Genomic DNA, 24,486 nt, shown 5'->3' with positions numbered 1-24,486 from the left:
GGAAATGATTGGACCAGGTCCGGCAGAAACCAAAACAAACGTTCAAGAACGCATTTTAATAGCTGCGGAGGAGGTTTTTTCCGCTTGCGGCTTTGCGGGAACGCGTATAAGTGAGATCGCCGTTAAGGCTGAAGTTAATCAGGCGCTCATCCATTATTACTTCGAATCGAAGGAAAAGCTATATGAAGCAGTGCTCGTCAGTCTGTTCCGACAGTGGGAGGAGTACGTTAATAAACTATCCTGGAGTGGGATGAACGCTCCAGAATTTCTGGCAACTTACATTCGCGCGCAATTCCGTCTCAAGTGCCAAATTCCGAATCTGTATAGAATATTCCATTGGGAAGCGATGGAAGAGGGTGACTTGTTCACTAAATATGCCTCCTCTACCTGGTATGAGGATTTCTTGCAGCACACAGAGATGATTCACGATTGGCAACAGGACGGTGCGTTAGACGCGGGAATGAATAGGAAGGCGTTACTATTCTTGCTTTGGGGCATGATGAACCAATTTTACTTCCGTTCGGAAGATAACTTGCGTGAAATCGTAGGGGGAGACGGTGATCTGGAATCGCTGCAGGATCAGGTGGCCGATCAGATGATCCGGCTGACGCTGCACGGTGTCGTGCCTGCCCTATACGGCGGAGGGAATAAGGAGGCAGACCCCAAGTGGAGCGAGAGTGATATCATCTACAGTGTTGGTTCTGGCTCAGTTGAGGAGGGCAGTGAGTGCGCAGATATGTGCCTCTGGTTGCAGGATTCACTTCGCCAGCCATTGCTGGCGTGGGAGGAGGAGCGTAATACGAACGGAGGACGGGTGGAGAAGTTGATGTTTGTATTCGCTTCCACTCAATACGGCGAAATGCCGCCGCATATCGTCTCGTGGTTGGAGGATTTGGGGAATAACCCCAATGTGGAAGAGGTAACCGTCGGTATCTGGGTAGAGCGCGGGAGTGCAGGATCCGAGGCGCTGCAGCGCCTGTTGGAGGATGCCGTCAATAGAATTGGCGCCTATGCTGTAGCTCGTACAGCGGATATAAGCCCGTTGAATTATGCCAAGCGATGTCTCAAATGGGCTGGCCTGCGGGGGTAGAGACCACTTATTAGCGAAACGGAGTGAACGACGATGCAGACGATGCAGATGAAGGCTGCCCTGCCCGGCAAATCAAGACTCAACTGGACGATGGCCGGCTTATTCGTCAGCATCTTTTTGACGCAACTTGATCAGACGATTGTCTCGACAGCCCTTCCCACGATCGTGAAGGAGCTACACGGACTACCGCTGATGTCCTGGGTGTTTACGATTTATATGCTAACCTCTACAATGATGATGCCAATCGCAGGCAAGTTGTCGGATTTGTATGGTCGCAAACGGTTTTATATGTTAGGCCTTGTTGTCTTCATCCTCGGATCAGCGCTGTGCGGGATTGCTCAGAGTATGCCGCAGCTGATCTTTTATCGGGCGGTCCAGGGCTTGGGTGCAGGCTTCCTTATCCCTGTCACCTACACACTGGTGTTCACGAACATGCCAAAGGAACGTGCAGGTATCTATCAGACGCTATATATGGGCGTATTCGCGGTGTCTTCCGTAAGTGGACCGGCGCTCGGCGCCTGGATCACGGAGCACTTGGACTGGCGTTACAATTTTTATATGAACATACCGCTCGGCATACTGGTTTTCGTGGCGATGGGCCGGCTGCTGCCGGTAACCCCCAAGTCGGATGTCAAGCCGAGCGTAGATAAGAGCGGAGCCTTACTGCTCGCCGTATCCACCTTCTCCATCCTGCTAGGTCTCAAGCTCGGAGGCGAAGGCGAAGGCTGGATGTCCTGGCAGGTGGCCGGTTTGCTCGGCTTAGGGCTGATCTGTTTGGTGGCGTTCCTGCGGGTTGAGGTCGTCTCACCAGAGCCGATCTTACCCCTGGTTATGTTCCGTAACCGGGCCATTGGCGGGACGCTGGCAGCGACTTTCCTGCAGGGTGCGATTATGTACGGGTCGCTCATATACATTCCGCTTTTCGTCCAAGGTAGTCTGGGCGGTGACGCCTCGGACACCGGAGGCGTTCTGACGCCGTTCATGTTTTCCGTTATGGTAGGGGCGGCAGTAAGCAGTTCGCTCATCAAATGGTGGAGCTGGCGCGTCTGCATCTTCGTCGCTATGTTGATCAGCGCCGGGGGGCTGCTTGGGATGACTGCGGCTAGCCTGAACATCGGCGCGTGGCATATCCGGTTCCTGATGATTCTGATCGGTGTTGGCGTCGGCATCATGATGACGGTCGGGCAGATGGCTGTCACCTTCAGTGCTGACGAGCGGATCAAAGGGGTCGCGACTTCATCTGTAGGCTTCTTTCGCTCCGTCGGCGGTGTGTTTGGTACGGCCGTTATGGCGGCTGTCATCAACATGCGGCTTGTCCGCGAGCTTCCCGCAGGAGCAGCGGGTGAAGGTAGCGCTGATCAGCAGATCCAGCGGCTGCTAGAGGGGGCTAGTGCGAATGGGCAGAGTGCCGCCGCTACAAAGGAGGCACTGGCCGCAGCCGTGCATGCAGGCTTCTGGTTTCTGGCAGCCGCAGCAACGCTCGGTCTTGTGGCGGCGTGGTGGACGGGCCGCAGCCGATTCACGGACACGACTGCCGAGGAGTCACGAGTAGACATAGCATCGGTGGGCTAATTTCGATGAGTATAAAGCTTTCAACGCTGATTGGACACTGTTCAATCGGCTTTTTTTATTGGTTCACAGCAAATGGTGCAGTTGTATGGGAGCAAAAAGTTCAGGGAAAGCTTGGTTAGTAAGCCGGTCTTTGGGGAATAATGGAACCGATTTTTTCAGGTTTGAAAAATGTCGCAATTCATATTAAAAATAAGACAGAAATGAATGCAGATAAAGTCCTTTGTCGTAGCTTTTATGCTTTGTGTTTGAGAAAATATAACCCAAGGAGATTAGAAAAAGATGCTTACAGACATCGATGCAATCGCTTGCAATATCCCTAGGATGCATACGATTTTAAAAGATTGTCCCTTTGAAGTTTTGCGTGAAATGGAGATTCAGACGTTCAAGAAGAACAAGTTTTATTTACCACAAGGGGAGATGCATGCCTTCGTCTACATTGTCGTAAGCGGAAACGTCAAAGTCTATGTTATGAATGAAAGCGCTAAACAGGTGACGTTAGATATCTATTCATGCGGTAATTTTATTGGTGAGCAAGAAGCTATGATCCATAAACCATATAGCGCATCAATAGTGAGTATCAGTGAAGTAACTTTAATAAAAATACCTGATAAGGCATTTTTATATTGGCTCTCAAAAGATGCTAACTTCAATCAGATCGTGATGGCTTCTTTATGCGAACAAATGTATAAGCTTACCAATCGAACGATAAAATACAGCTTAGACAGCGTGCGATCACAAATCATTTCATCGCTTATAGAGGAAAGTAACGGGCAGAAATCAACGATGATCCAGAAGAAGGTCATTTTAGATTCGGTCTCCTCAACCAACAGAAGCGTCTATCGTGTCTTAAACCAGCTTGAAGTGGAGGGGAGCATCGTCATAAGCGGTGATGAGATAGAGATTGTAGATCGTGAGAAACTATGGATTGACCCTGAAAGGAAGAGATGAACGATGACAGAGAAACAAGCGCATATTCAATTAGACAGCTCGATTAACGTACAAAAAGCCATTTTGGTTGGCGATCCGGCCAGAGTAGATAAAGTTGGCGCACTGATGGATAACGTACAACTCCTGGCATACAATAGAGAATTTAAATCGATCAAGGGCAGTTATCGAGGCGAAGAGATATTAGTTATTTCTACAGGGATTGGGGCCCCGTCTGCAGCTATCGCCATGGAGGAACTGCACAATATAGGGATTACCACGGTCATCAGAGTAGGAAGCTGCGGCGCGATGCAGAAAAGCATTCCCCTAGGGGCATTAATTATTGCTACAGGTACTGTTCGAGATGATGGTTTATCCAGCAAATATGTTCCGCCCATTTATCCAGCTATTCCAGATGCAGACTTGTTGCAGCTAGCCAAAAAGCATTATCCAGAAGGCTATTTCGGTATCACCAGAGCACATGATGGTTTCTATATGGATAGCAATGAGGCGATTGAACAAGAATGGTCTCAGTATGGTGTATTAGGCGGTGATATGGAGACCAGTATTATCTTTGTATTGGGAACATTGCGTAAAATGAAAGCCTTGTCGATTTTAAATAATGTTGTGTTATATCGTGCCGATCTGTCTACCGGAGTCAATCATTTGGTCTCAGGAGAAAACATAGTGACACAAGGAGAACGAGCATCAATTCAATTGGCATTAACAATTTTAACTGAGCAGGAGGATTGAGCGTCATGGAAAATACACAACAACAATCATGGTTGTATAATCAATTCTTTACCGGATGGAAGAAATTTGAGGTGACCTATGCGATTGTTCTAATCCTGTTACAGGTGGTTGCGTATGTGATTGCACCCGATTCCATTATTGGTATGGTTAGTGGTGTGGCTGGTGTCATTTGTCTTGTATTTGGGATGAAGGGTAAAAAATTAACCTTTGCCTTCGGCTTGGTCCAATGTATAGCCATGACCATGATTGCTTGGCAGAGCCACGCTTATGGCGCATTCGTCATGAATATTTTCTATGTGATCTCCCAGCCGATCGGTTGGTTTTTATGGGGGAATGATGAAGCCGTAAATACGATTAGCCCAAAAATGAAACGGCTCATTTTCCTTGCTGCATTTGTTGCCTGGGCAGTAGGCTGGTTTGTATTAGCAAGAACTGGCGGTCAATTGCCGTATTTCGATAGTATTAATCTCGTGATTTCGTTTATTGCACAGGTACTATATATCTGTAAATACAAAGAAAACTGGTCACTCTGGATTATCGTCAACATTGCTAACTTGGCCTATTGGGCTGTTCTAACCTATCAAGTGGCGACTGGCCATACCGATGTTGGTACAGTGGGCGGATGTTTATCTCAAGTCGCACTGCAAGCGGCACTGTTGTTCAACAGTATTTATGCCAATAAAGTCTGGAAATCGTATGAACAGAACCTGAAATAAGCTAAAACATTTAATTCCGATGAGAATTGTATAAAATGATTGACAAACACTCATTCACAGTAATATCATTAGTTAAAATTATTAATTAGTAATTTTCGGTTATTGTATTTTAATAATGTGGACCCACCGTACAGATGGAGGTCTTATGTTCCGAGAGGGACATGAGGCCTCTTTTTTTGCAAATTTGGAGGGAGGAAAATGGAGTGAGTGAACAGAGAAAACAAAAGCAAATGGTACTTGGGGCAATGATGTTTTTTCCGTCAGGAGGACATATTTCCAGCTGGCGGCATCCTGAAGTGGATGCGAAAGGGCTACTTGATTTCAACTACTATAAACAAATCCTTCAGACCGCAGAGCGTGGCAAATTCGACATGTTCTTCTACGCGGATGAGCTGTATGTGTGGGATCGCTTCGAAACGGGCATCAGTCATGCCAACAGCATTCGTCCAGAACCTTTCACCTTGCTCTCGGCGCTGGCTGTAGTTACGGAGCATATCGGGCTGGCTGCGACAGTCTCCACCACCTACAATGAGCCGTATCATATCGCCAGGAAATTGGCGACGCTCGATCATCTCAGCAATGGGCGGGCGGCCTGGAATATTGTCACCTCGCAAGCGGATGAGGAGGCGCGCAATTTCAGCCGGGATCAGCATTTGGAGCATAGTAAACGTTACGAACGAGCCGTAGAATTCGTGGATGTGACACAAGGGCTATGGGACAGCTGGGAAGATGATGCCCTGCTCCTGGACAAAGAGAGCGGGTATTTCGCGGATAAGGATAAGCTGCATAATATCCAGCACAAGGGGACCCATTTCCAAGTGCAGGGTCCGCTTAATGTGACGCGACCCCCGCAAGGTTATCCGGTACTGGCTCAGGCAGGCGCTTCGGAGTCGGGCAAGGAGGTAGCTGCCGAGAAGGCGGAGGTCGTCTTTGCTCCGATTCACTCCTTCGATGCTGAGGGATTACTGGTCGGTCAACAGCTCTATGAAGATATCAAAGGGCGAATGGCCAAGTACGGCAGAAGCCGTGACGAATTGAAAATCATACCAGGCATCATGCCCATTATCGGCAAGACAGAAGAGGAAGCCAAGGAGAAGCTTGCTGCGATTGAAAGTTTGCTGCCAGAGCAGCTTGGTCTGGATCTGCTCTCCCATTATCTCGGACAGGATATTTCGTCCTATCCACTAGATGAGCCGCTGCCATTCCGGCCGGATCTCAGTCAATTCAATCAGAGTAAAAGTGCACTGGAGCGTATCCTGGAGATGATGGACAAGGAACAACTGACGCTTCGTCAGCTGTACCAGCGGTCGACCAACAGACGCGGACTGGCTGGAACACCGGAGCAGATCGCTGATTTCCTGGAGGAATGGTTCCTGAAGGGGGCAGCGGATGGGTTTAATATTCAGTTCTCTCACCTGCCTGGCGGATTGGATGATTTTGTGAATCTGGTTGTTCCCGAACTGCAGCGCAGAGGAGTGTTCCGTACCGAATATACAGGGGGGACGTTACGTGACAATCTTGGACTGAAGCGTCCCGATAACCGTTATGTTTCTGTCCGCGCAGATCATTTGGCTCATTCATAGCACTGCGTGGTAACAATAAAAGACTTTTATTACTAAACGGAAGACTAATGGAGAGGGGATAGGAGTATGAAAAAAAATCAACTTTTTAAACAGTGGGGGAAGAGCAGGAGAGCCTTCCTAGCCATAACAGCAGCAATAGTGCTGACGATTGGGATTTCAGGCTGCTCCAAAGCAGGGGGTGCAGGTGCGGACACGATTCAGATCGCGACCAAAGGGTTTGCGGAGTCCGATATTTTGGCAAATGCCTTAAAGCTGCTTATTGAAGATAAGACTGATCTGAAGGCGATCGTCAAGAAGCTCGATAACAATCTGCTATGGACAGCCTTAAAGGGGAATGAAGTAGACACTTATGTGGAGTATACAGGAACGGCACTCATTAATATTTTGAAGGACAAGCCTGAATATGATCCGCAAGTGGTCTATGACAAGGTGAAGAAGGAATTGAAGGAGAAGAATCAGATTACGGTGCTGGATCCATTAGGCTTCACTAATTCCTATGCATTCGGAGTCCGTAAGGAAATCGCAGAGAAGCTGGGCCTCAAGACAGGATCGGATATTGCGGCGAAATCCTCAGAGCTGGTCTTTGGAGCAAGTGAAGAGTTTATGAACCGTCCGGATCTCTGGCCGCCGGTTTTAGAGAACTACAAACCTCAATTTAAAGAGATCAAAACGATAGCAGGGGGCTTGGCGTATCAGGCTATAGATCAGGGAGTGATTGATGTAGCGATGGTGCAAACAACCTCTGCCCAGGTTCTGGTGAGACCGATTGCGGTGCTTGAGGATGATAAGCATGTGTACGTGCCGTATTTTGCCATCCCGGTTGTCCGCGATGAAGTGCTGAAAAAGCATCCGGAGCTGGAGCAGGTTCTGAATTCAATGGCAGGAAAACTCACGGATAAAGAAATGCAACGGCTCAATGGCGAGGTAGAGAATAAGCAACGGGCTCCGATTGAAGTAGCGAAGGAATGGCTGATCCTTAATGGCTTGTTGAAAGGGTAAAGGCATTGCGGTAATGGCATTGCAAAATCTCTTTCGAACTCGTGGAATCAGTTCTAAATATGATATGTCTTGAAGAGCAGGGGGATAGCTTCCCCTGCTCTTTGATTTTACTGCTATATAAGATAAACAAAAGAAAATAACGAAAAGCGAGGAGGAACGAAGGGGGAAGTTTGGAACTGTAGGAGCGCAGCGCTCGCCTTTGTGTCCAGATTTCAACCGCTAGAAGCGGTTAAAAAGAGGAAATCTGGACACAACAGCGACCGGAAGTCCAAACATTCCACCGTAGTGACGACCCAGCCTTACGTTTGGAGATTGAGTTTGTCTTATATACTCTCTTCGATTTGACTTAAAGTGAACTTTAAGATGTAGTATATGAATTGTGCTTCAAGATCAACATGTAATGAGAATCTTTAAGTTATCCTGATTACTTTTCTAAAGTTTGTACAAACTGCGAAATGGGAGGCATGACAATGAACTTGTACGATAAGATTTATATTAATGGGCAATATGTTACACCATCGGGTACAGAAGTGATGGAGCTTATCAACCCTGCGAATAGGCAAATCACCGGCAAAGTCGTATTAGGGGATGTTGAGGATACTCGAAATGCCATTGCGGCAGCCAAAACTGCATTCAAAACATTTTCGAAGACAAGTGTTGAGGAACGGTCCGAATTTCTGTTAAGGCTGCACCAAGCCCTTCTGGAACGGTCCGACCGGTTAACGGAGGCAACCGTTAAGGAATATGGTGCTCCGATTTCGGTGGCCAGAATGTTAACTCATATCGCTGTAAATGCATTTTTGCATACAAAGGAAAGTCTCGAATCGTATTCATTTATACGGACGGCTGGCTCGGCAAAAGTTCACATGAAACCTGTCGGTGTCGTTGGAGCCATCACGCCATGGAATGCAAATGCAACGCATATGGCGAACAAAATAGCGCCGGTACTGGCAGCAGGCTGTACTATAGTTGTTAAGCCAAGCGAGTTCAGTGCGGCACAAACAGAAATATTTATTGAAGCCATACATGCTGCCAACATCCCCCAAGGTGTTATCAATATCGTTAATGGCAAGGGAGAAGTAGTAGGGGAAGAACTAACCCGCAATCCGGATGTCACAGGCATAACGTTTACAGGTTCTACTCAAATTGGGAAACGGATTGCGGAAGTTGCCGCTGCCAATCTTAAACGGGTTACACTTGAGCTTGGCGGCAAATCTCCAACTGTTATTTTAGAGGATGCTGACTTCACCAAAGCAGTTCCACTTGCAGTAAGTGCCGGATTCATCAATAGCGGCCAGGCATGTCTGGCGGGTACAAGAGTGCTTGTTCCAGAGTCACGTTTGGAGGAGGTAAAGTCCTTGATGGCTGCCACCATTGATGGCCTAAAAGTCGGAGATCTCTGGAATGATGCTTCAGTTATTGGACCCATGGTGAACCAGAAGCAGTATGATCGGGTGCAGTATTATATTAATCGGGCGATTGAAGACGGAGCTGAAGTGGTTGCTGGAGGCGCAGGCAGTCCTGAAGGGCTGGCAGCAGGCTACTATGTGAAACCAACGGTGTTCTCTAATGTAACTAATGATATGACAATCGCCCAGGAAGAAGTATTTGGTCCGGTGTTGTCCATTATTACCTATAAGACAGAAGAGGAAGCGATAGATATCGCAAACGATACAGCGTATGGCCTGCAAGCATTCGTCTTTTCTGGCAGCAAGGAGCGGGGCAATCACGTGGCTGATCAGATTGTGGCTGGACGGGTTTCCGTCAATGGCTTGCATGACGAGCCGAAAGCACCTTTTGGCGGGTTCAAAAATTCCGGTATAGGCAGGGATCACGGCACCTACGGTATCGAGGAGTACTTGGAGCCTAAGTCGATTCTGGGATACGATGCAGTGATTTCGTAGATCAGTTGATATACAACTAACGAAGAGTAAAAGCACAAGAAGGATTAGCTTCTTGTGCTTTTTAATTTCAACCCGGGAAAAGTGCTTATGTTGGAGCTGTCACGGGTTTTCAGTGTAAAGTTATTTTTATTTTAAAATTTAACGAACAATGTACTTTACGAACACTGTTCGTTATGGTATAAATAATGTGTAAACAAGATGAACGAGAATAAAAGGAGGTCGGTGCGCTACTACGATTGGTCCTGGATAAGAACACGAAATTTCAAGTTGATGATGACTATGATAAAGAAAAGAGGTGGTTCTTCTTTTGAACACACAAGCTCAAGGTGCTCCATCCGAATTCTCAATGAAGAAGATCCTGCCGATTCTGCTTGCAGTGGCAATGGGAATGTTTCTAATTATTTTGGACAGTACAATCATGAATGTAGCTGTTCCTAAATTAGTGGACACCTTTCATTCCAATCTCGGTACGATTCAATGGGTGATTACAGCGTATACGTTGGCGCTCTCGGCGGTCATTCCACTCGCAGGGTGGTTTTCGGATCGCTTCACACCTAAGCGTATGTTTCTTGCAAGCATCGTATTATTTGTTATTGCATCAATGCTTTGTGCACTGGCCCAAACACCAGAGCAGCTGATAATTTATCGCATCTTTCAAGCGCTAGGCGGCGGAATGGTCTCGCCAATCGGTATTGCCATGGTGTTCAAGGTATCGCCTCCAGATAAGCGCGGTTCCGTGATGGGGATCCTCGGTATTCCTATGCTGCTCGCTCCGATTTTCGGACCGATATTGTCCGGCTGGTTAATCGAATTTATTAACTGGCACTGGATATTCCTTATTAATCTGCCTGTCGGAATCATTGCTTTCTGGATGGCATGGCGTTACTTACCGGCTTCAAAGCCAGGCAAAGAAATGAAGCTGGATGTCCTAGGAGCAATTTTGGCCCCCACTGCTTTTGCTTCTTTAGTATTCAGTGTGCACCAAGCCGGGGAGAAGGGCTGGCTTGACGAATGGACCTTGGGCTCGCTGGGACTGGGCGTTGTTACCTTGTTACTATTCATTTGGAATGAGCTTAAACAGAAGCATCCCCTGCTTGAGCTAAGAGTGTTCCGTTCGAAGACATTCACGCATGGCATCATTCTGGCCTGGATGAACCAAATGGCATTATTCGGAAGCATCCTGCTGTTTACGTTATATCTGCAACAGGCTAAGGGACTCTCTCCACTAGAGGCCGGATTGTACGTTATTCCTCAAGCGATTATGTCAACGATCGGGATTAATGTGGGCGGGAAGCTATTCGACCGGTACGGGGTTCGCCCGATTGCCTTCGTTGGTATTTTATCTTTAGCGGGTGCACTTTTCGCCTTAACGCATATTACTACGAGTACCAGTGCATTTTACATTATGAGTAGTTTTGCTTTCGTGGGACTTGGTCAGGGGTTAACCATGATGCAGCTGAATACGCATGTGCTTAAATCAGCTCCAATCGAGCTTGTAAACCGCGTGACTCCTATTACGACTTCCGCGCAGCAGATCATGTCTTCCTTTGGGATCACGATTACAGCCGCGTACCTGTCTAATCAAATCAGGAGCTTACCAGCACAGCACACTTTGGAGCAATTAGGACAAGCATTCGGTCACACATTCTGGATCACACTTTCCTTTGCGCTCATTGCTTTAGTGTTGACGTTCTTTCTTAAAAAATCGTCGGCTCCTCCTAAAAAGACACGCTAACAAGCTGGCGAATGTAGGAGGAACACATTATTTTTTTGTTACTAACGAACAGTGTTCTTTAGGGATGGTGTTCGTTAGCTGCTTTAAATCTTTTTATTCCACAAGAAGACGAATAGAAGAAAAGAACAGCCTTAAGTTTTAATCTGGAGTTCGTCTTATATAACTTACATGAAGGAGTTGCATTACAATGACAACAGTATCTAAAGAACAAAAGCGAATTGGGATTATCGGAGCGGGACCAGGGGGATTGACACTTGCCCTAATCTTGCAGCGCCAAGGCATACAGTCCGTTGTTTATGAGCGGGAGCTCCATGACACTAGTCATGAAAGAGGCGGTACCTTGGATATTCACGAAGAATCCGGTCAAAGAGCACTTAAAGAAGCTGGGCTTTTTGAGGAGTTCCAACGTATTGCCCGCTTTGAGGAAGAAGATTTCCGGGTAGTTGATAAAAACGCGAAAATTTATGTCGAAGAAGATTCAGATTCAGAATCAGGCGGAGCAGGGACTCGTCCCGAGATTGACCGCGGCGTGCTGTGCGATTTGCTGTTACGGGATCTTGATCAAGGTACGATCAAATATGGATATAAACTCGTAAAGGCGGTTTCGTTAGAGAACGGCATGACCGAGCTTCATTTTGAAAATGGTACTGTGGATACGGTTGACCTCTTGATTGGTGCGGATGGAGCCTTTTCACGTGTACGTCCATTGCTCACGGATGCCGATGTTGAGTACTCTGGTCTGACTATGATTGAGCTGAACATCCTGAATGCAGCCCAGAATCACCCGGAATTAGCGGCGTTTAATAAGCATGGTAAAATGTTTGCGCTGGACGATCATAAAGGTATTCTTGGTCAGCTGAACGGAGATGGACGAATTAAGGTATACGCTAGTCTTAGAGTGGAAAGAGATTGGCTAGAGACGAGTGGTATTCCGTTCGACCAACCTAAAGAAGCTAAGAAGCGGTTATTGGATCTATTCAGTGATTGGGATGAGCAGCTAAAAGACTATATCCGTTACGCTGAAGATGCTATTTTGACTAGACGGATCTACATGCTTCCTATCGGGTTCAAGTGGAATTACAATTCGGGAGTAACCTTGATCGGAGATGCTGCCCATGTCATGTCGCCATTCGCGGGTGAAGGGGTGAATATGGCAATGTACGATGCCTTGGAGCTAGCACTTGCCATTGCCCGGAATCGTAATGATTATGCCAAGGCAATCCTGGAGTACGAGGAAAAAATGTATGCATTCTCATCCGTCAAAGCTCAGGAATCGGATTACAGCCTGCAGCTTACGTTCTCAGACAATGCCGCTGCCAAGATGGCTGAATTAATGCAGTCCTTCCAAGAGCAATTCGAAGGTCAATAAACATGTTGAATTTCTGACTATGCTATATTATAAAGAGACTATGAAGAATTCTAATCGAATTATTGTAAGTCGTCGTGACCGTCCGGCCAAAGAGCCGTTAAGCCGTGAGCTCATCGTTAAAACCGCCTATGGACTTCTCAAAGAGCAAGGGATGGCAGGGATGAGCATGCGTAAAGTAGCAAAAGCATTGGATACAGGCCCTTCTTCATTGTATGTGTACGTTAATAATCTGGAGGATTTAAGCTCTTATGTTCTGGATTACGGACTTGGTGAATTAGTGCTGCCTGATTCCAAGCAGGGTTCATGGAAGGAAAGATTGTTCGGAGCCCTTACTGCGTATTTCCTTCTATTAATCGAGCAACCAGGTCTCTCTGAAATCTCACTGTCCACGATGCCGCGGGGAGACAAATACCTTGAGTTGGTCGAATACCTCCTTACCGCGCTGCATGAAGGTGGAGCCAAATCGGCGGCGGCAGCCTGGGGAGTGGATCTGCTGCTGTTATACGTCACATCTACAGCCTTCGAGAAGCATTCCTGGAGGAAACATGGCACTGTGGAGATGTCGGAAGTCAAAGAAACCTTTAAAAAAGCAGACCCTGTTCGTTTTCCGTTCATTCACAGTCTGACTGAGGAATTGTTCTCGGGAGGCGCGGTCGTCATGGAGCGGTTCCATTGGGGACTTGAAGTGATGTTACAGGGAATTAAGCTGGACAAAAATTAAGAAGAAGTAATCATATTCAAACAAGGAAAAGCAACTGATTGATTTCGGTTGCTTTTCTTTTTGATTTGTCTTGTTAACTTGTCTAACGGTTCAGCATGAGACTGAGCTGTCTTACATAAGGTGCTAACTCACTGACCGAATCCAAGAAGGTGATGTATACCCGCAGAAGAGTACCATTAGGCTTAGGTAGTCCTAACTCGGTCTTCAGCAGTTCGATGACCTCCAGCAGTTCATTCTGTATACGCTCTCGTTGTGGTAGCTCGCGGATCTTATCGGCAAAAAAGTTCAGAAATTCATCCAGGTTGGCCTGCCGGCTGTCGTCATCCATTGGATTAATTTCGTTGAAAAAGGCACTCGATACCTTAAGCACAGGTTCAGGCTTGCTAGCGATTAAATCGCCGATAACTGCATCCAGCCGATCGACGAAGAAGCCGGCCAATTCAGCCATAGGAACAGCGATCACGGCTTGAACTGCATGTGACAAATATTCTTTGATCATGCCGCGGAAGATGGTGACAACATCCCCGAGATAAGGGACGATGGGCTCACCATAGGCTTCGTAAAAGCAATCCTGGTGCAGGGTCACCAGTGAGGCACGTTTTTTTCTCCATTCCACTAGAAAGTTGTCATTGCTTGTGATGGGGAGCTCTTTAAACTCACTGGTGAAAAAATAATTCTCAAGCATATATTGCATCTGATACTCGATCTTAAGACGTAGTACTTCCTTTGGTGGAAGCCCCTCAAGCGAAAGTCTCCGATCAAGCTGCCTGGCCTCTTCGAATAGAATTCTGTGTACCTCGACAAATACGCCAGTAAATAAATCTTCTTTAGATGGAAACACTTTATAGATGCTGGCCTTGGCCATGCCACAAGCTTCTGCGATATCCTGCATGGAGGCAGCGAAATATCCTTTTTCTCTAAAAATGCACATTGCTGTTTCAATAATTTGTTGTCTTTTGAATTGTTCCAACTTAACCACCCCTACACATTCTGACATGTCCCTTCCATGTGGTCAATAAAGGAATTTGACGAAAAAACCCCGAAGTCATATAATGAACTTGTCAGTTTTATGAACTTATCCCTAAGGAGGTGAGCCAGAGCATTCGCTTTGGCGCAACATGAAAATTAACGATCAGATTGAAATGCTAGTGCTTACTCTTAAGATGGGTGAGCATGACTTTATCATCAACCCGGTGGCGATCCGTGACGAGCAATCTTATGTATTGGTGGACACCGGTATGCCTGGTTCTTATGGCCAAATCACAGAGCTTTTGACCCAAGCGGGAATTGACCCTGCGGCCCCTCATTCCATTATTTTAACCCATCAAGACATCGATCATGTAGGTAGCTTACCGCAGTTCAAGGGTGAAGGCATAGAAGTGTATGCCCACGGGGATGACCAGCCTTATATCGATGGACTGCAGCCGATGATTAAGTTCAGCGGGGAACGTAAAGAAGGACTAATTGCCTCTCTTCCGCAGGATCTTGCTACTGCCTTTGAAGCTACTTTTTCTGGAAAAGAAAAGAATGTGACCACGTTGCTGGCAGACGGAGAGAAACTGTCTTTCGGCGGCGGACTGACCGTAATCCATACACCAGGGCATACGCCTGGACATATCAGCTTGTACCATGAGCCGAGCAAAACACTTATTGCTGGTGATGCATTAAACGTTGAAGATGGTAAGTTGATCGGTCCTAATCCGACAGTTACGCCAGATAAGCCATTGGCACTGGAATCACTCCGCAAGTTGAAGGCTTATCCAATCGAGACAGTAATCTGCTACCATGGAGGCATTTTTAAAGGCGATGTTCACCAGGCCATCGATAAAATAACGGAGAACCTGTAATGGACGGTACCGGCCATTCAGCCCGGGATGCGTTATGGAAGGAGAACAAGTGGGCCCGTTTTCTGATGACATGTGCCATTGCCGTCCTTGGCGGATTTGTTTTTCAACTGATCCACATGCCAATTCCATGGCTACTCGGCTCGATGGTGTTCCTCGTTATCGGCTCCAGATTATTTAGAGGGATCTCCTTTTACTGGCCTGGGCAAGTCCGGGATACTGGTATGATTATCATCGGTTACACCTTGGGGCTCTCGTTCACCTTATCGACCTTAACGCAAATCGGACTTCAGCTGCCGACGATGATTCTGTTCACAGCGCTGCTGTTGTTATGTGCCGGGGCCATCGCGTTTTTAATTTCGAAATTATCCGGTATTCCGTTCCCAACGGTGCTCATGGGCAGCATTCCCGGAGGCCTCAGCCAGATGATTACGTTGGCCGAAGAAGTGAAGGGCATTGATATCACTGTCGTCACCTTTTTGCAGGTGTCCCGGCTGATGATGATTATTTTCTGTGTGCCGCTGCTGATCTTCAGCCCATTGTTTCATGTCAGTGGCAGTCACAATGCCGTAGCTGCTGCTGCGAGCGTATCTGCTGGATCTGCTGCGTTATTTCCGCATCTTTTGGTCTTTGCCGCAGTATGCGTAGGGAGTGCGTTCATCGCTAAGAAGATCAAGATGCCAACGGCTTTTCTGCTTGGGCCAATGATCGGCACGATCCTGCTTAATTTGACCGGGTATGAGGGCCATGCACTGCCACCCATCGTACTGAGTCTTTCACAGCTGATGATCGGGGGCTACATTGGGCTGCTGCTGGATCTGGAGAGTCTAAAGAACAAAACAAAAATTGTCTTGCTCGCAATATTGAGCGGAGTGCTGCTGATTGGGGTCTCCATGGGACTTAGCTTGCTGCTGACACGAATGCATGACATCACAATCGTCACCGCATTTCTCGGCTTATCGCCAGGCGGAATGGACCAAATGGCCCTCATCGCCAAGGAAGTGAACGGGGACTTGTCGATAGTTACGTGTTATCAGCTCTTCCGGACTTTGTTTATCTTTTTTGCGGTGCCGCCGGTGTTAAAGCTGGCTTTCCGGTCGCTGCTGAAGGGGAAAAAAGCTACTATATAAAATGAACAAAAGAGAGAGATGGAGAGGCAAGCGGGATTGAGGCTAAGTGGCGAGAAGGTGTGGAGAGGAAGAGTGGGGTGAGAGGTCGATGGTGACTTGAGTGTGGTCCACAGTGACCTAAGGGTAACTTAAGGCGGCTCGTATGTGAGTCTATGGTGACCAAAGGGTAACTCAAAGCGGTTCATATGTGAGTCTATGGTGACGCAAGAGTGCTTAAAAGTGTTCCAAAACTAACTCAAGGGTGCTCAAAAGTGGCTTAAAAGTTTCCAAGGGTTACGCAAGAGTGACTCAAGGGTGCCAAGGGTGACGCAAAAGCGACTCAAGGTGGCTCAAGAGAGCAACAAAGTGTCCCCAAACTAACTCGGGGGTGCTCGAAAAGTGACCTAAGGATGCCAAAGTGTGGCGCAAGAGTGCCTAAAAGTGTCCCAAACAAACCCGAGGGTGCTCAAGAGTGGATTAAATTTTCAAGGGTGGCTCAAGGTGCCTCAAGAGTGCCTAAAAGTGTCCCAAAACTAACCTAAGGGTGCTCAAGAGTAGCTTAAAATTGCCAAGGGTAACGCAAGATTGACTCAAGTACCCCCGAGCACCGCCCATTTACCGCCCAACTACCCTCCAACCACCTCCCAAGTGTAAATAGAGGCATTTATGTACCTTAATTATAAGGAACGGAGGGGCTGGCTTCGATTAAGGGCAATTTTGTATGTTAATTCTTCCAAATCGTGCTCAATAGCGTGTTTTCACAAAATTAAGATACAATAATGCTCTTATTTCCTTATTTTGCCTCAAAATGGTGAAATTAAGGTACAAAAATGCTTCTAATTGGGTACGTGATGGGGAGAGCTACTTGGCCTCTTTAGACATCTGGATAACTGCGGCCAAAAGCTCATTTTCACTGGAACTACGCGCGACTCTATCTCCACATCCATCAGAACGAAGCCGAGTCTATTTCTACGTCCGTATCCATGTCTGTATCCCGAATTCATTTTATTTAGTAAGTTCATTAACTCTATCCGCTGAATTAAATCCAAGGGTCAAATATAGCAGCCAGGGCAAATCTTCTTTTGCTCTGGCTATTTTCATGTCCCCAAACGTATTCACCGGCGATCATCCATACATATTCATCAGCTGCCATCCAAACGCAGTCCTCAGCAATCATCCATACGTACCATCAGCTGCCATCCAAACGTACTCCCCAGCGATCATCCACTCGTACTCATCAACTGCCAACCAAATTGCAGTCCTCAGCAATCATCCATCCGTACTCACCAGCCACCACCCATTTCTCCGTTTTCGATAAAAAATAATAGTTTCGTACAAAGCTTTTCCAGGAGAAAACCACTAATATAACAACTGTATATAATGAAGATACTTCTGGAGGAAATATGTGATGAGTACACAGAAATTGTGGTATAACAAACCAGCGGATTCATGGTCAGAAGGTTTTCCAGTCGGAAATGGAAGATTAGCTGCAATCGTGTATGGCGGAGCAGAACAAGAAGTTTGGAACATTACGGAGTCGACCTATTGGTCTGGAAAAAGAGAACCTATTACGAGCCAGTCCTCTGGCAAGGATGATCTGGCACGGCTGAGACAGCACTTTTTTGATGGAGATTACGAAGGCGGCGAGCGGTTAGCAAGCCAATTACTAGAGCCGGGCAAGTCGAATTTCGGCACCAATTTGCCTGTATGTGATGTAATTTTGAAGTTTAAAGCTGGCGGACAGAATGTCACCCGTGAGCTTAATCTTGAAAACGCAATCACGAAGACGACTTATGAAATTGAGGGTGCGAAAATACACCGCGAACTGTTTGCTTCCCATGCAGATGGACTTATTGTTTGCAAGCTGTGGAGCGAATCGCCGGATGGCGTTTCATTTAATATTCATTTGGAAGGCAAGACTGATCTGTTCGAGAGTTGGAACGAGCCACAGGGCGAAGGCAGGCTCTCCTTTAAGGGGCAAGCTCTTGAGAAACTGCATAGTGATGGTGAATGTGGAGTCCGTTGTCAGGGAAGCATTCACGTTGAGACCCAGGGTGGAATCATTAGAGGGGACGCCGGATGGGTTGAGGTTTCGAATGCGAAGGAAGCTATTATTTATTTTGCAATAGATACAGACTATGGTGTGACCGGAGACGACTGGATGAGTGTAGGGGACAAAAGAAACCTACTTGCGAAAGCCAAGGGATATGAGTCTCTTAAATTGGATCATATTGCGGACTATAGCAGTCTATATGACCGGGCCAGCTTAGAGCTGGGGACATCTGAACAAACGTCTTTACCTACGGACGAAAGAATCCGCAATGTATCACAGGGCAAAGGCGAGGATCCTGCCTTATTCGCGTTGTTTTTTCAATATGGCCGGTATTTGACCCTCTGTGGCGCAAGGGAGGATTCGCCTCTGCCGCTGCATTTACAGGGGATCTGGAACGATGATCAGGCTTGCCGGATGGGCTGGACCTGTGATTACCACATTGATATCAACACACAAATGAACTACTATCCAACAGAAACAACTCATTTGTCTGAGTCTCACCAGCCGTTAATTCGTTACATTGAACAGCTAGCGGAGAGTGGAAAAGCAGCTGCCCGGGATTTCTATGGTTCTGACGGCTGGGTTGCGCATACGGTATCCAATGCTTGGGGATTTACAGCCCCGGCTTGGCAGAATTCCTGGGGGCTTAATGTCACAGGAGGCCTGTGGATTGCCATGCAGTTGCGTGATCATTACGAATATACGTTGAACGAGCAATTCTTAAGTCAAACCGCCTACCCTATTTTAAAAGATGCCGCTCTATTCTTCCTGGATTATATGGCCCTGCATCCGCAGTACGGCTGGCTGGTTACGGGACCTTCGATCTCCCCGGAAAATACTTTCCATGCCAATGGGACGCAGGTACATCACTATCTGTCCATGGGAACAACGCTGGATCAGGTATTGGTGAGCGATCTGTTCGAATTTGTCCTGGAGTCAGCGGAGAAGCTTGCGGTGGATGAGCAGCTTCAAGCGGATTTGAAAAAAGCCATTGCATTGCTGCCGCCGCTTCAGATCGGTCAGAAAGGGCAGCTACAGGAATGGTTGGAGGATTACGTTGAGGCGCAGCCTGAGCACCGTCATCTGTCCCATTTACACAGTCTATTTCCAGCTTATCGGATCACTCCGCAGCATACTCCTGAACTTAGTGAGGCTGCGCGGGTTACTCTGGAAGCCCGTAAATCGACCAACAACCATGAGGATGTGGAGTTTACGGTAGCTGCCTTTGCAGGTTGCTACTCCCGTCTGCATGATGGAGAAAATGCCTATGAGCAGATTTCACATTTGGTTGGGAACCTGTGCTTTGATAACCTGCTGACCTTCTCGAAGCCTGGTATTGGCGGAGCGGAAAGCCCGATCTATGTGGCGGATGGCAATTTTGGGGGAACGGCTGCGATCGCGGACATGCTGCTACAGAGTCATGCAGGGGAACTTCATTTGCTGCCAGCTCTCCCGTCATCATGGTCTTCAGGGCAATATCGCGGACTTCGGGCAAGAGGTGCCTTGGAAGTAGACGTCACATGGTCGGAGGGGCGATTGGTAGCAGCGTCTGTACGCGCATTGGCCACGGGGCATACCACGTTACGCTATGGTGAACAGACACTACCGTTCAATTTTGAAGCAGGACACAGCTACAGCCTGGATTCCGAACTACGAATACAGTAGCGAGCATATTCCTACATCTCCTAAAAGAAATTCCTATAGCAATAACTTGGCAGGGCTGTCTCATACGTGGATTTCCACGATAGAGGCAGCCTTGTTTTATTAGAAACTACTCTGTTGAAAGGACAGCCTCCTGCTGAATTTGACTTAAAGTTCAGTTTAATGCTTATATATAAGGGAGTGGAATGATGAACACTGGACTTGGGAGGAGAGCACTTTGTTTACAATTAAGGAAGCATCGGAAAAATTAAATTGCGCTGCTCATACGATCCGATTTTACGATAAAGAAGGGCTGTTGCCCAACATACGCAGGGACGATCATGGCAACCGCATGTTTGAAAAAAGAGATCTGGACTGGATTCGCTTGATGACTTGTTTCCGTGCGACAGGCATGAGCGTAGCGGATTTGAAACAGATCGTTGACCTTGCCTTGCAGGGGGATGAAACGATCGGACAGCGCAGGGCCATTCTGGAAGCTCATCAGGAAGAGATTAAGCGGAAGCAGCGGGTGCTGGATGAGGCCTTTGAAGCCGTTAGCCAGAAGCTTGAAGTGTATAACAATATCGAAAAAGGAAATCCGGAAGAACGCTTTCTAACGTACATTGATAAGCTAGATTCACCCCAATAAGGGTGGGATTGTGACAAGTCACTCTGCTTAAGGATAGGGTGGCTTGGTTGTCATCAAGGGCCTTGCCTTGGAGTGCACTTTAAGATGTAAACTAGAACTGTTAAAAAATAACGTTCATCGGAATAAGAAAGCAGGAGAGACTGGATGAAATATGTAATAATCTTGTTCGCACTCGCATTAGTCATTTTCTTAATCATGAATTATTATCCTCCTCTTGGTGGAAAGAGTTCAGCGGACACTCAGCAGCGGATTCATGAATCCGCTAACTTTGTCGATGGGAAGTTCCGTAATCAAATCCCGACATCGATGGATTATAGTTTAAAGGATACCGCTGGAGCCCTATACGATACGATAAAAGGAAACCCGGATGGTCGGCCAAAGGTAAATCTTCCGACGGTGCGCTTTGATGCCAAAGCATTTTCGGAAAGTCCCGAGGATCAAGTGATCTGGTTTGGTCATTCGACCCTATTGCTGAAGACGAGTGGAGTGAAGATGCTGCTGGACCCGGTGTTCAGTAAATATGCCTCCCCGGTTTCTTTCGCAGGACCAAAGCGATACAGCTATGATCTTCCAGCACAGATTGAGGAGTTGCCTGACATCGATGTGGTCTTGATCTCGCATGATCATTATGATCACCTGGACTATGCGTCTATCCGTAAGCTGAAAGGAAAGGTCAAACAATTTATTGTTCCATTAGGGGTCGCCGGACATTTGACGAAATGGGGCGTAGATCCGGACAAGATTCAAGAGCTCGATTGGTGGGAAGAGGCGTCGTACCAAGGGCTAACCATTGTTAGCACACCGGCAAGACATTTCTCTGGCCGCGGCACGCGTTCGGGATCTACTTTATGGAGTTCCTGGGTGATTCAAGGTAAACAATCGAATGTATATTTTAGCGGGGATAGTGGTTATGCTCCTCACTTCAAGGAGATTGGCGATAAATACGGCCCGTTCGATCTTGCCTTCATAGAAACAGGTCAATATGATGTGAAATGGGCCAACATTCATATGGTTCCTGAAGAGTCCGTACAAGCGAGTCTCGATGTACAGAGCAAAGTAATGGTTCCTATTCACTGGGGAGGCTTCACTCTGGCATTGCACAGTTGGACAGACCCAATTGAGCGGGCGAAGGCAGCTGCGGATGAGCGTGGTGTAGCTTTGGCTACGCCAAAAATTGGAGAAAAGGTGATTATCGGTTCTAATGTATATCCTTCTTCAAGCTGGTGGGAGACGATTAAAAAATAGTGCTTGACTTAAAGTGAACTTTAAGGGTTACGATAGCTCACGAGCCAAGCTCAATTCGTGATCTGGAGGGAATACACATGAGTAAAACCATTTTAATCACAGGCACATCAACAGGCTTCGGCAAAGAATTGGTGCTTCAATTCGCGAAGCGTGAATGGAATGTCGTCGCTACCATGCGGGATACATCGAAAGCTGCTGCTGAATTTAACCAATATAGTAACGTACAAGTTCTGGCCCTGGATATTACGAATCAGGAAATGACCCGCGAGGTTGTAGATACGGTAACACGTCAATACGGACGCATTGATGTATTGCTCAATAATGCCGGATATGCGCAAGCAGGTATTTTTGAAGAAGTAACTGTTGACCAAGCACGTCAGCAATATGAAACCAATGTGTTCGGTGTAATGACCACCATTCAAGCCGTTCTTCCCCAAATGCGGGAAAATCGCTCAGGTCATATTATCAATATCTCATCGATGGGCGGCGTACAAAGCTTGCCAACGCTGTCTATCTACTGTAGCTCCAAAGCAGCGCTTGAAAGCCTAAGTGAAGGTCTGGCGGCGGAAGTTAAGGATCTGGGCATCAAGCTCACGCTGGTAGAGCCTGCAGGATTCAAAACAGGCTTCCAAGCCAATACTCAGGAAATTACAAGCAGTATCCCAGACTATCAGCCGCTGTATGATTGGTATAATGATCTTGCTGAGACCGCGCCTTACGGCGATGTTGAAAAAGCGATGTCAGCCGTTGCCGATATTGCCGGCGCAGACAATGCTCCGAGAAGATTGGCACTTGGTAGCATGGGCCTCGTGATGGCGCGTACGCAGCTGAATGGCATGCTTGAGGAATATGACAAGTGGGAACACATTACTGCAAGCGCAGATTAATAGTAAGAAAGAGGAGTGGATGATCATCCGCTCCTCTTTTTTTTTATATTAATGAATCCACAGTATTTATATATAAGCGAACGAATGTGTCTTACTCACTGTTCCTTTACCCGCTTACATTCATGTTGACAGAGTCCACTAGAAATAATACATTGTTAGTAGAAGAGTCCACTAGAAAGGAGACAAGCATGGATAATAAAGTTATTGCAGATATACGTCAATTCAATAGATATTACACGGACGTACTAGGTCTATTAAATAAAAGTGTATTAGATACAGGCTACTCATTGACAGAAGCACGAGTCATTATAGAAATTGGCCTGATGGAGCAATGTATTGCGAATAATCTGGTTGATTTCCTTAATATTGATCGAAGTTACATGAGCAGAATCATTAGAAAGCTAAAGAAAGATGGGCTGATCATTAAGGAGCCATCGGCCTCGAATGTCAGAACGAATCTCATTCGCTTATCTCCTGAAGGTCTAGTTCTTTTTAACGAAATAAATAAAAAATCGGATGAACAATTAGTGAATCTATTCCAAGGTTTATCACGGAAACAAATCAACGAAATACACACTTCTATGTTAGCTATTAAGAAGAATTTAGATAGTTTGGAGAGAAAATAAAGTGATACGATTTGAAAATGATTACGCAGAAGGCGCTCATCAGCGCATTCTTGAGCGTTTATTAGAAACCAATGAAGAACAGACACCAGGATATGGAATGGATGAACATTGTGAAAAAGCTAGAGGGTATATTCGAAAAGCCTGTAACGCTGAAAATGCAGACGTCTACTTTTTAGTAGGGGGAACCCAAACCAATACGACTATTATCGCTTCGATTTTACGTCCACATCAAGGTGCAGTTTCGGCACATACGGGTCATATCGCAGTACACGAAACTGGGGCAATTGAGGCTACTGGTCATAAAGTACTTCCTATACCAAGTGAAGATGGGAAAATCCGAGCCGGGCAGGTCAAAGAATTGTATGATGCTCATTGGAACGATGTTACTCATGAGCATATGGTACAGCCAGGTTTAGTGTACATTTCACATCCAACTGAAAATGGGACAACGTATCGCAAGTCAGAATTGGAACAATTGAGTAAGGTCTGTCGTGAATCCGGGATACCTTTGATCATGGATGGTGCCAGATTAGGATATGCTTTGGCTTCGAAGGAAAACGATATCACATTAGAGGATATTGCAAGGCTATGTGATGTATTTTATATAGGTGGAACTAAAATTGGGGCATTGTTTGGTGAAGCAGTAGTTATAACAAATGATTCTCTAAAGAAAGATTTTCGCTATATTATCAAGCAAAGAGGCGGACTGCTGGCTAAAGGCAGACTTTTGGGAATCCAGTTTGAAACCCTATTTGAGGATGGTTTATACCATGAAATCTCTAGTCATGCCGTGGAAATGGCAGGGATGATTAGAGATGCTTTCGTTCAAAATGGTTTTTCATTACGTTATGATTCTACAACTAATCAGCAGTTTCCCATTTTGCCGGAAGAGGTAATTGTTGAATTAAGCAAAAAGTATGCATTTCAATTCTGGGAAAAAATCGATGCTACACACAGTGCTTTGAGATTTTGTACTAGTTGGGCTACGAAAAAAGAACATGTTGAAATGCTGATAGAAGATATTAAAGAAATGAAAGTAGCTACACCATACTTAGTATAAGAAAAA

Annotated in this window: 20 protein-coding genes; 19 read left to right on the top strand and 1 reads right to left on the bottom strand. The window is 46.5% G+C overall.

Features of this window, described 5'->3' with window-relative positions; genetic code table 11:
* Nucleotides 1-4: 4 nt before the first annotated feature.
* The 11 genes from ACFRAM_RS25945 (at nucleotide 5) to ACFRAM_RS25895 (ending at nucleotide 13,366) form a co-directional block, all read left to right on the top strand.
* Nucleotides 5-1,090: a TetR/AcrR family transcriptional regulator gene (locus ACFRAM_RS25945; protein ID WP_379469618.1), complete on the top strand. Its 1,086-nt coding sequence runs from the start codon at nucleotides 5-7 to the stop codon at nucleotides 1,088-1,090.
* A gap of 33 nt (nucleotides 1,091-1,123) precedes the next feature.
* Complete coding sequence (locus ACFRAM_RS25940; protein WP_379469616.1) at nucleotides 1,124-2,662, top strand: MFS transporter; 1,539 nt, start codon at nucleotides 1,124-1,126, stop codon at nucleotides 2,660-2,662.
* A 279-nt stretch (nucleotides 2,663-2,941) separates the two neighbouring features.
* Entirely contained in the window at nucleotides 2,942-3,610 is a 669-nt protein-coding gene (locus ACFRAM_RS25935; RefSeq protein ID WP_379469551.1) for a Crp/Fnr family transcriptional regulator, read from the top strand.
* Between the two features lie 3 nt (nucleotides 3,611-3,613).
* Entirely contained in the window at nucleotides 3,614-4,339 is a 726-nt protein-coding gene (locus ACFRAM_RS25930; protein WP_379469549.1) for a nucleoside phosphorylase, read from the top strand.
* A 5-nt stretch (nucleotides 4,340-4,344) separates the two neighbouring features.
* Nucleotides 4,345-5,055, top strand: a complete 711-nt coding sequence (gene pnuC, locus ACFRAM_RS25925; RefSeq protein ID WP_379469547.1) for a nicotinamide riboside transporter PnuC — start codon at nucleotides 4,345-4,347, stop codon at nucleotides 5,053-5,055.
* Between the two features lie 230 nt (nucleotides 5,056-5,285).
* The gene (locus tag ACFRAM_RS25920; protein WP_379469666.1) at nucleotides 5,286-6,638 is read left to right on the top strand and encodes an LLM class flavin-dependent oxidoreductase; all 1,353 of its coding nucleotides are present in this window, start codon (nucleotides 5,286-5,288) and stop codon (nucleotides 6,636-6,638) included.
* A 66-nt stretch (nucleotides 6,639-6,704) separates the two neighbouring features.
* Nucleotides 6,705-7,637: an ABC transporter substrate-binding protein gene (locus tag ACFRAM_RS25915; protein ID WP_379469545.1), complete on the top strand. Its 933-nt coding sequence runs from the start codon at nucleotides 6,705-6,707 to the stop codon at nucleotides 7,635-7,637.
* A gap of 470 nt (nucleotides 7,638-8,107) precedes the next feature.
* The gene (locus ACFRAM_RS25910; protein ID WP_379469543.1) at nucleotides 8,108-9,541 is read left to right on the top strand and encodes an aldehyde dehydrogenase family protein; all 1,434 of its coding nucleotides are present in this window, start codon (nucleotides 8,108-8,110) and stop codon (nucleotides 9,539-9,541) included.
* Between the two features lie 307 nt (nucleotides 9,542-9,848).
* Nucleotides 9,849-11,276 (top strand): MDR family MFS transporter, encoded by a 1,428-nt coding sequence (locus ACFRAM_RS25905; protein ID WP_379469541.1) that lies wholly within the window; start codon nucleotides 9,849-9,851, stop codon nucleotides 11,274-11,276.
* Between the two features lie 187 nt (nucleotides 11,277-11,463).
* Nucleotides 11,464-12,645, top strand: a complete 1,182-nt coding sequence (locus ACFRAM_RS25900; RefSeq protein ID WP_379469539.1) for an FAD-dependent oxidoreductase — start codon at nucleotides 11,464-11,466, stop codon at nucleotides 12,643-12,645.
* Between the two features lie 40 nt (nucleotides 12,646-12,685).
* A complete protein-coding gene (locus ACFRAM_RS25895; RefSeq protein ID WP_379469537.1) occupies nucleotides 12,686-13,366 on the top strand; it encodes a TetR/AcrR family transcriptional regulator in 681 nt (226 codons plus the stop codon).
* An 82-nt stretch (nucleotides 13,367-13,448) separates the two neighbouring features.
* Here ACFRAM_RS25895 and ACFRAM_RS25890 read toward each other — a convergent pair whose 3' ends face one another.
* A complete protein-coding gene (locus ACFRAM_RS25890) occupies nucleotides 13,449-14,336 on the bottom strand; it encodes a TetR/AcrR family transcriptional regulator (RefSeq protein WP_379469535.1) in 888 nt (295 codons plus the stop codon).
* A gap of 148 nt (nucleotides 14,337-14,484) precedes the next feature.
* Between ACFRAM_RS25890 and ACFRAM_RS25885 the strand changes: the two genes are divergently transcribed.
* The 8 genes from ACFRAM_RS25885 (at nucleotide 14,485) to ACFRAM_RS25850 (ending at nucleotide 24,480) form a co-directional block, all read left to right on the top strand.
* A complete protein-coding gene (locus tag ACFRAM_RS25885) occupies nucleotides 14,485-15,213 on the top strand; it encodes an MBL fold metallo-hydrolase (protein ID WP_379469533.1) in 729 nt (242 codons plus the stop codon).
* On the top strand, nucleotides 15,213-16,340 hold the full coding sequence (locus ACFRAM_RS25880; protein WP_379469531.1) for an AbrB family transcriptional regulator: 1,128 nt from the start codon (nucleotides 15,213-15,215) through the stop codon (nucleotides 16,338-16,340). The genes ACFRAM_RS25885 and ACFRAM_RS25880 overlap by 1 nt, the downstream gene beginning before the upstream one ends.
* Before the next feature lie 1,387 nt (nucleotides 16,341-17,727).
* Entirely contained in the window at nucleotides 17,728-20,037 is a 2,310-nt protein-coding gene (locus ACFRAM_RS25875) for a glycoside hydrolase family 95 protein (protein ID WP_379469529.1), read from the top strand.
* Nucleotides 20,038-20,251: 214 nt separating this feature from the next.
* Nucleotides 20,252-20,662 carry a MerR family transcriptional regulator gene (locus tag ACFRAM_RS25870; protein ID WP_066364721.1) on the top strand — a complete coding sequence of 137 codons (411 nt, stop codon included), beginning with the start codon at nucleotides 20,252-20,254 and terminating at the stop codon, nucleotides 20,660-20,662.
* A 144-nt stretch (nucleotides 20,663-20,806) separates the two neighbouring features.
* Nucleotides 20,807-21,907, top strand: coding sequence for an MBL fold metallo-hydrolase (locus tag ACFRAM_RS25865; RefSeq protein WP_379469526.1), 1,101 nt, complete (start codon nucleotides 20,807-20,809; stop codon nucleotides 21,905-21,907).
* Between the two features lie 77 nt (nucleotides 21,908-21,984).
* Nucleotides 21,985-22,794, top strand: coding sequence for an SDR family NAD(P)-dependent oxidoreductase (locus ACFRAM_RS25860; protein ID WP_175372319.1), 810 nt, complete (start codon nucleotides 21,985-21,987; stop codon nucleotides 22,792-22,794).
* Between the two features lie 188 nt (nucleotides 22,795-22,982).
* A complete protein-coding gene (locus ACFRAM_RS25855) occupies nucleotides 22,983-23,420 on the top strand; it encodes a MarR family winged helix-turn-helix transcriptional regulator (protein ID WP_379469524.1) in 438 nt (145 codons plus the stop codon).
* A 1-nt stretch (nucleotide 23,421) separates the two neighbouring features.
* Nucleotides 23,422-24,480 (top strand): threonine aldolase family protein, encoded by a 1,059-nt coding sequence (locus ACFRAM_RS25850; RefSeq protein WP_379469521.1) that lies wholly within the window; start codon nucleotides 23,422-23,424, stop codon nucleotides 24,478-24,480.
* Nucleotides 24,481-24,486 lie beyond the last annotated feature (6 nt).

The organism is Paenibacillus sp. NPDC056722 (assembly GCF_042790635.1).
GTDB classification, from domain to species: Bacteria; Bacillota; Bacilli; order Paenibacillales; family Paenibacillaceae; genus Paenibacillus_AQ; species Paenibacillus_AQ agri.
This window is presented reverse-complemented; position numbering and strand designations above follow the sequence as displayed.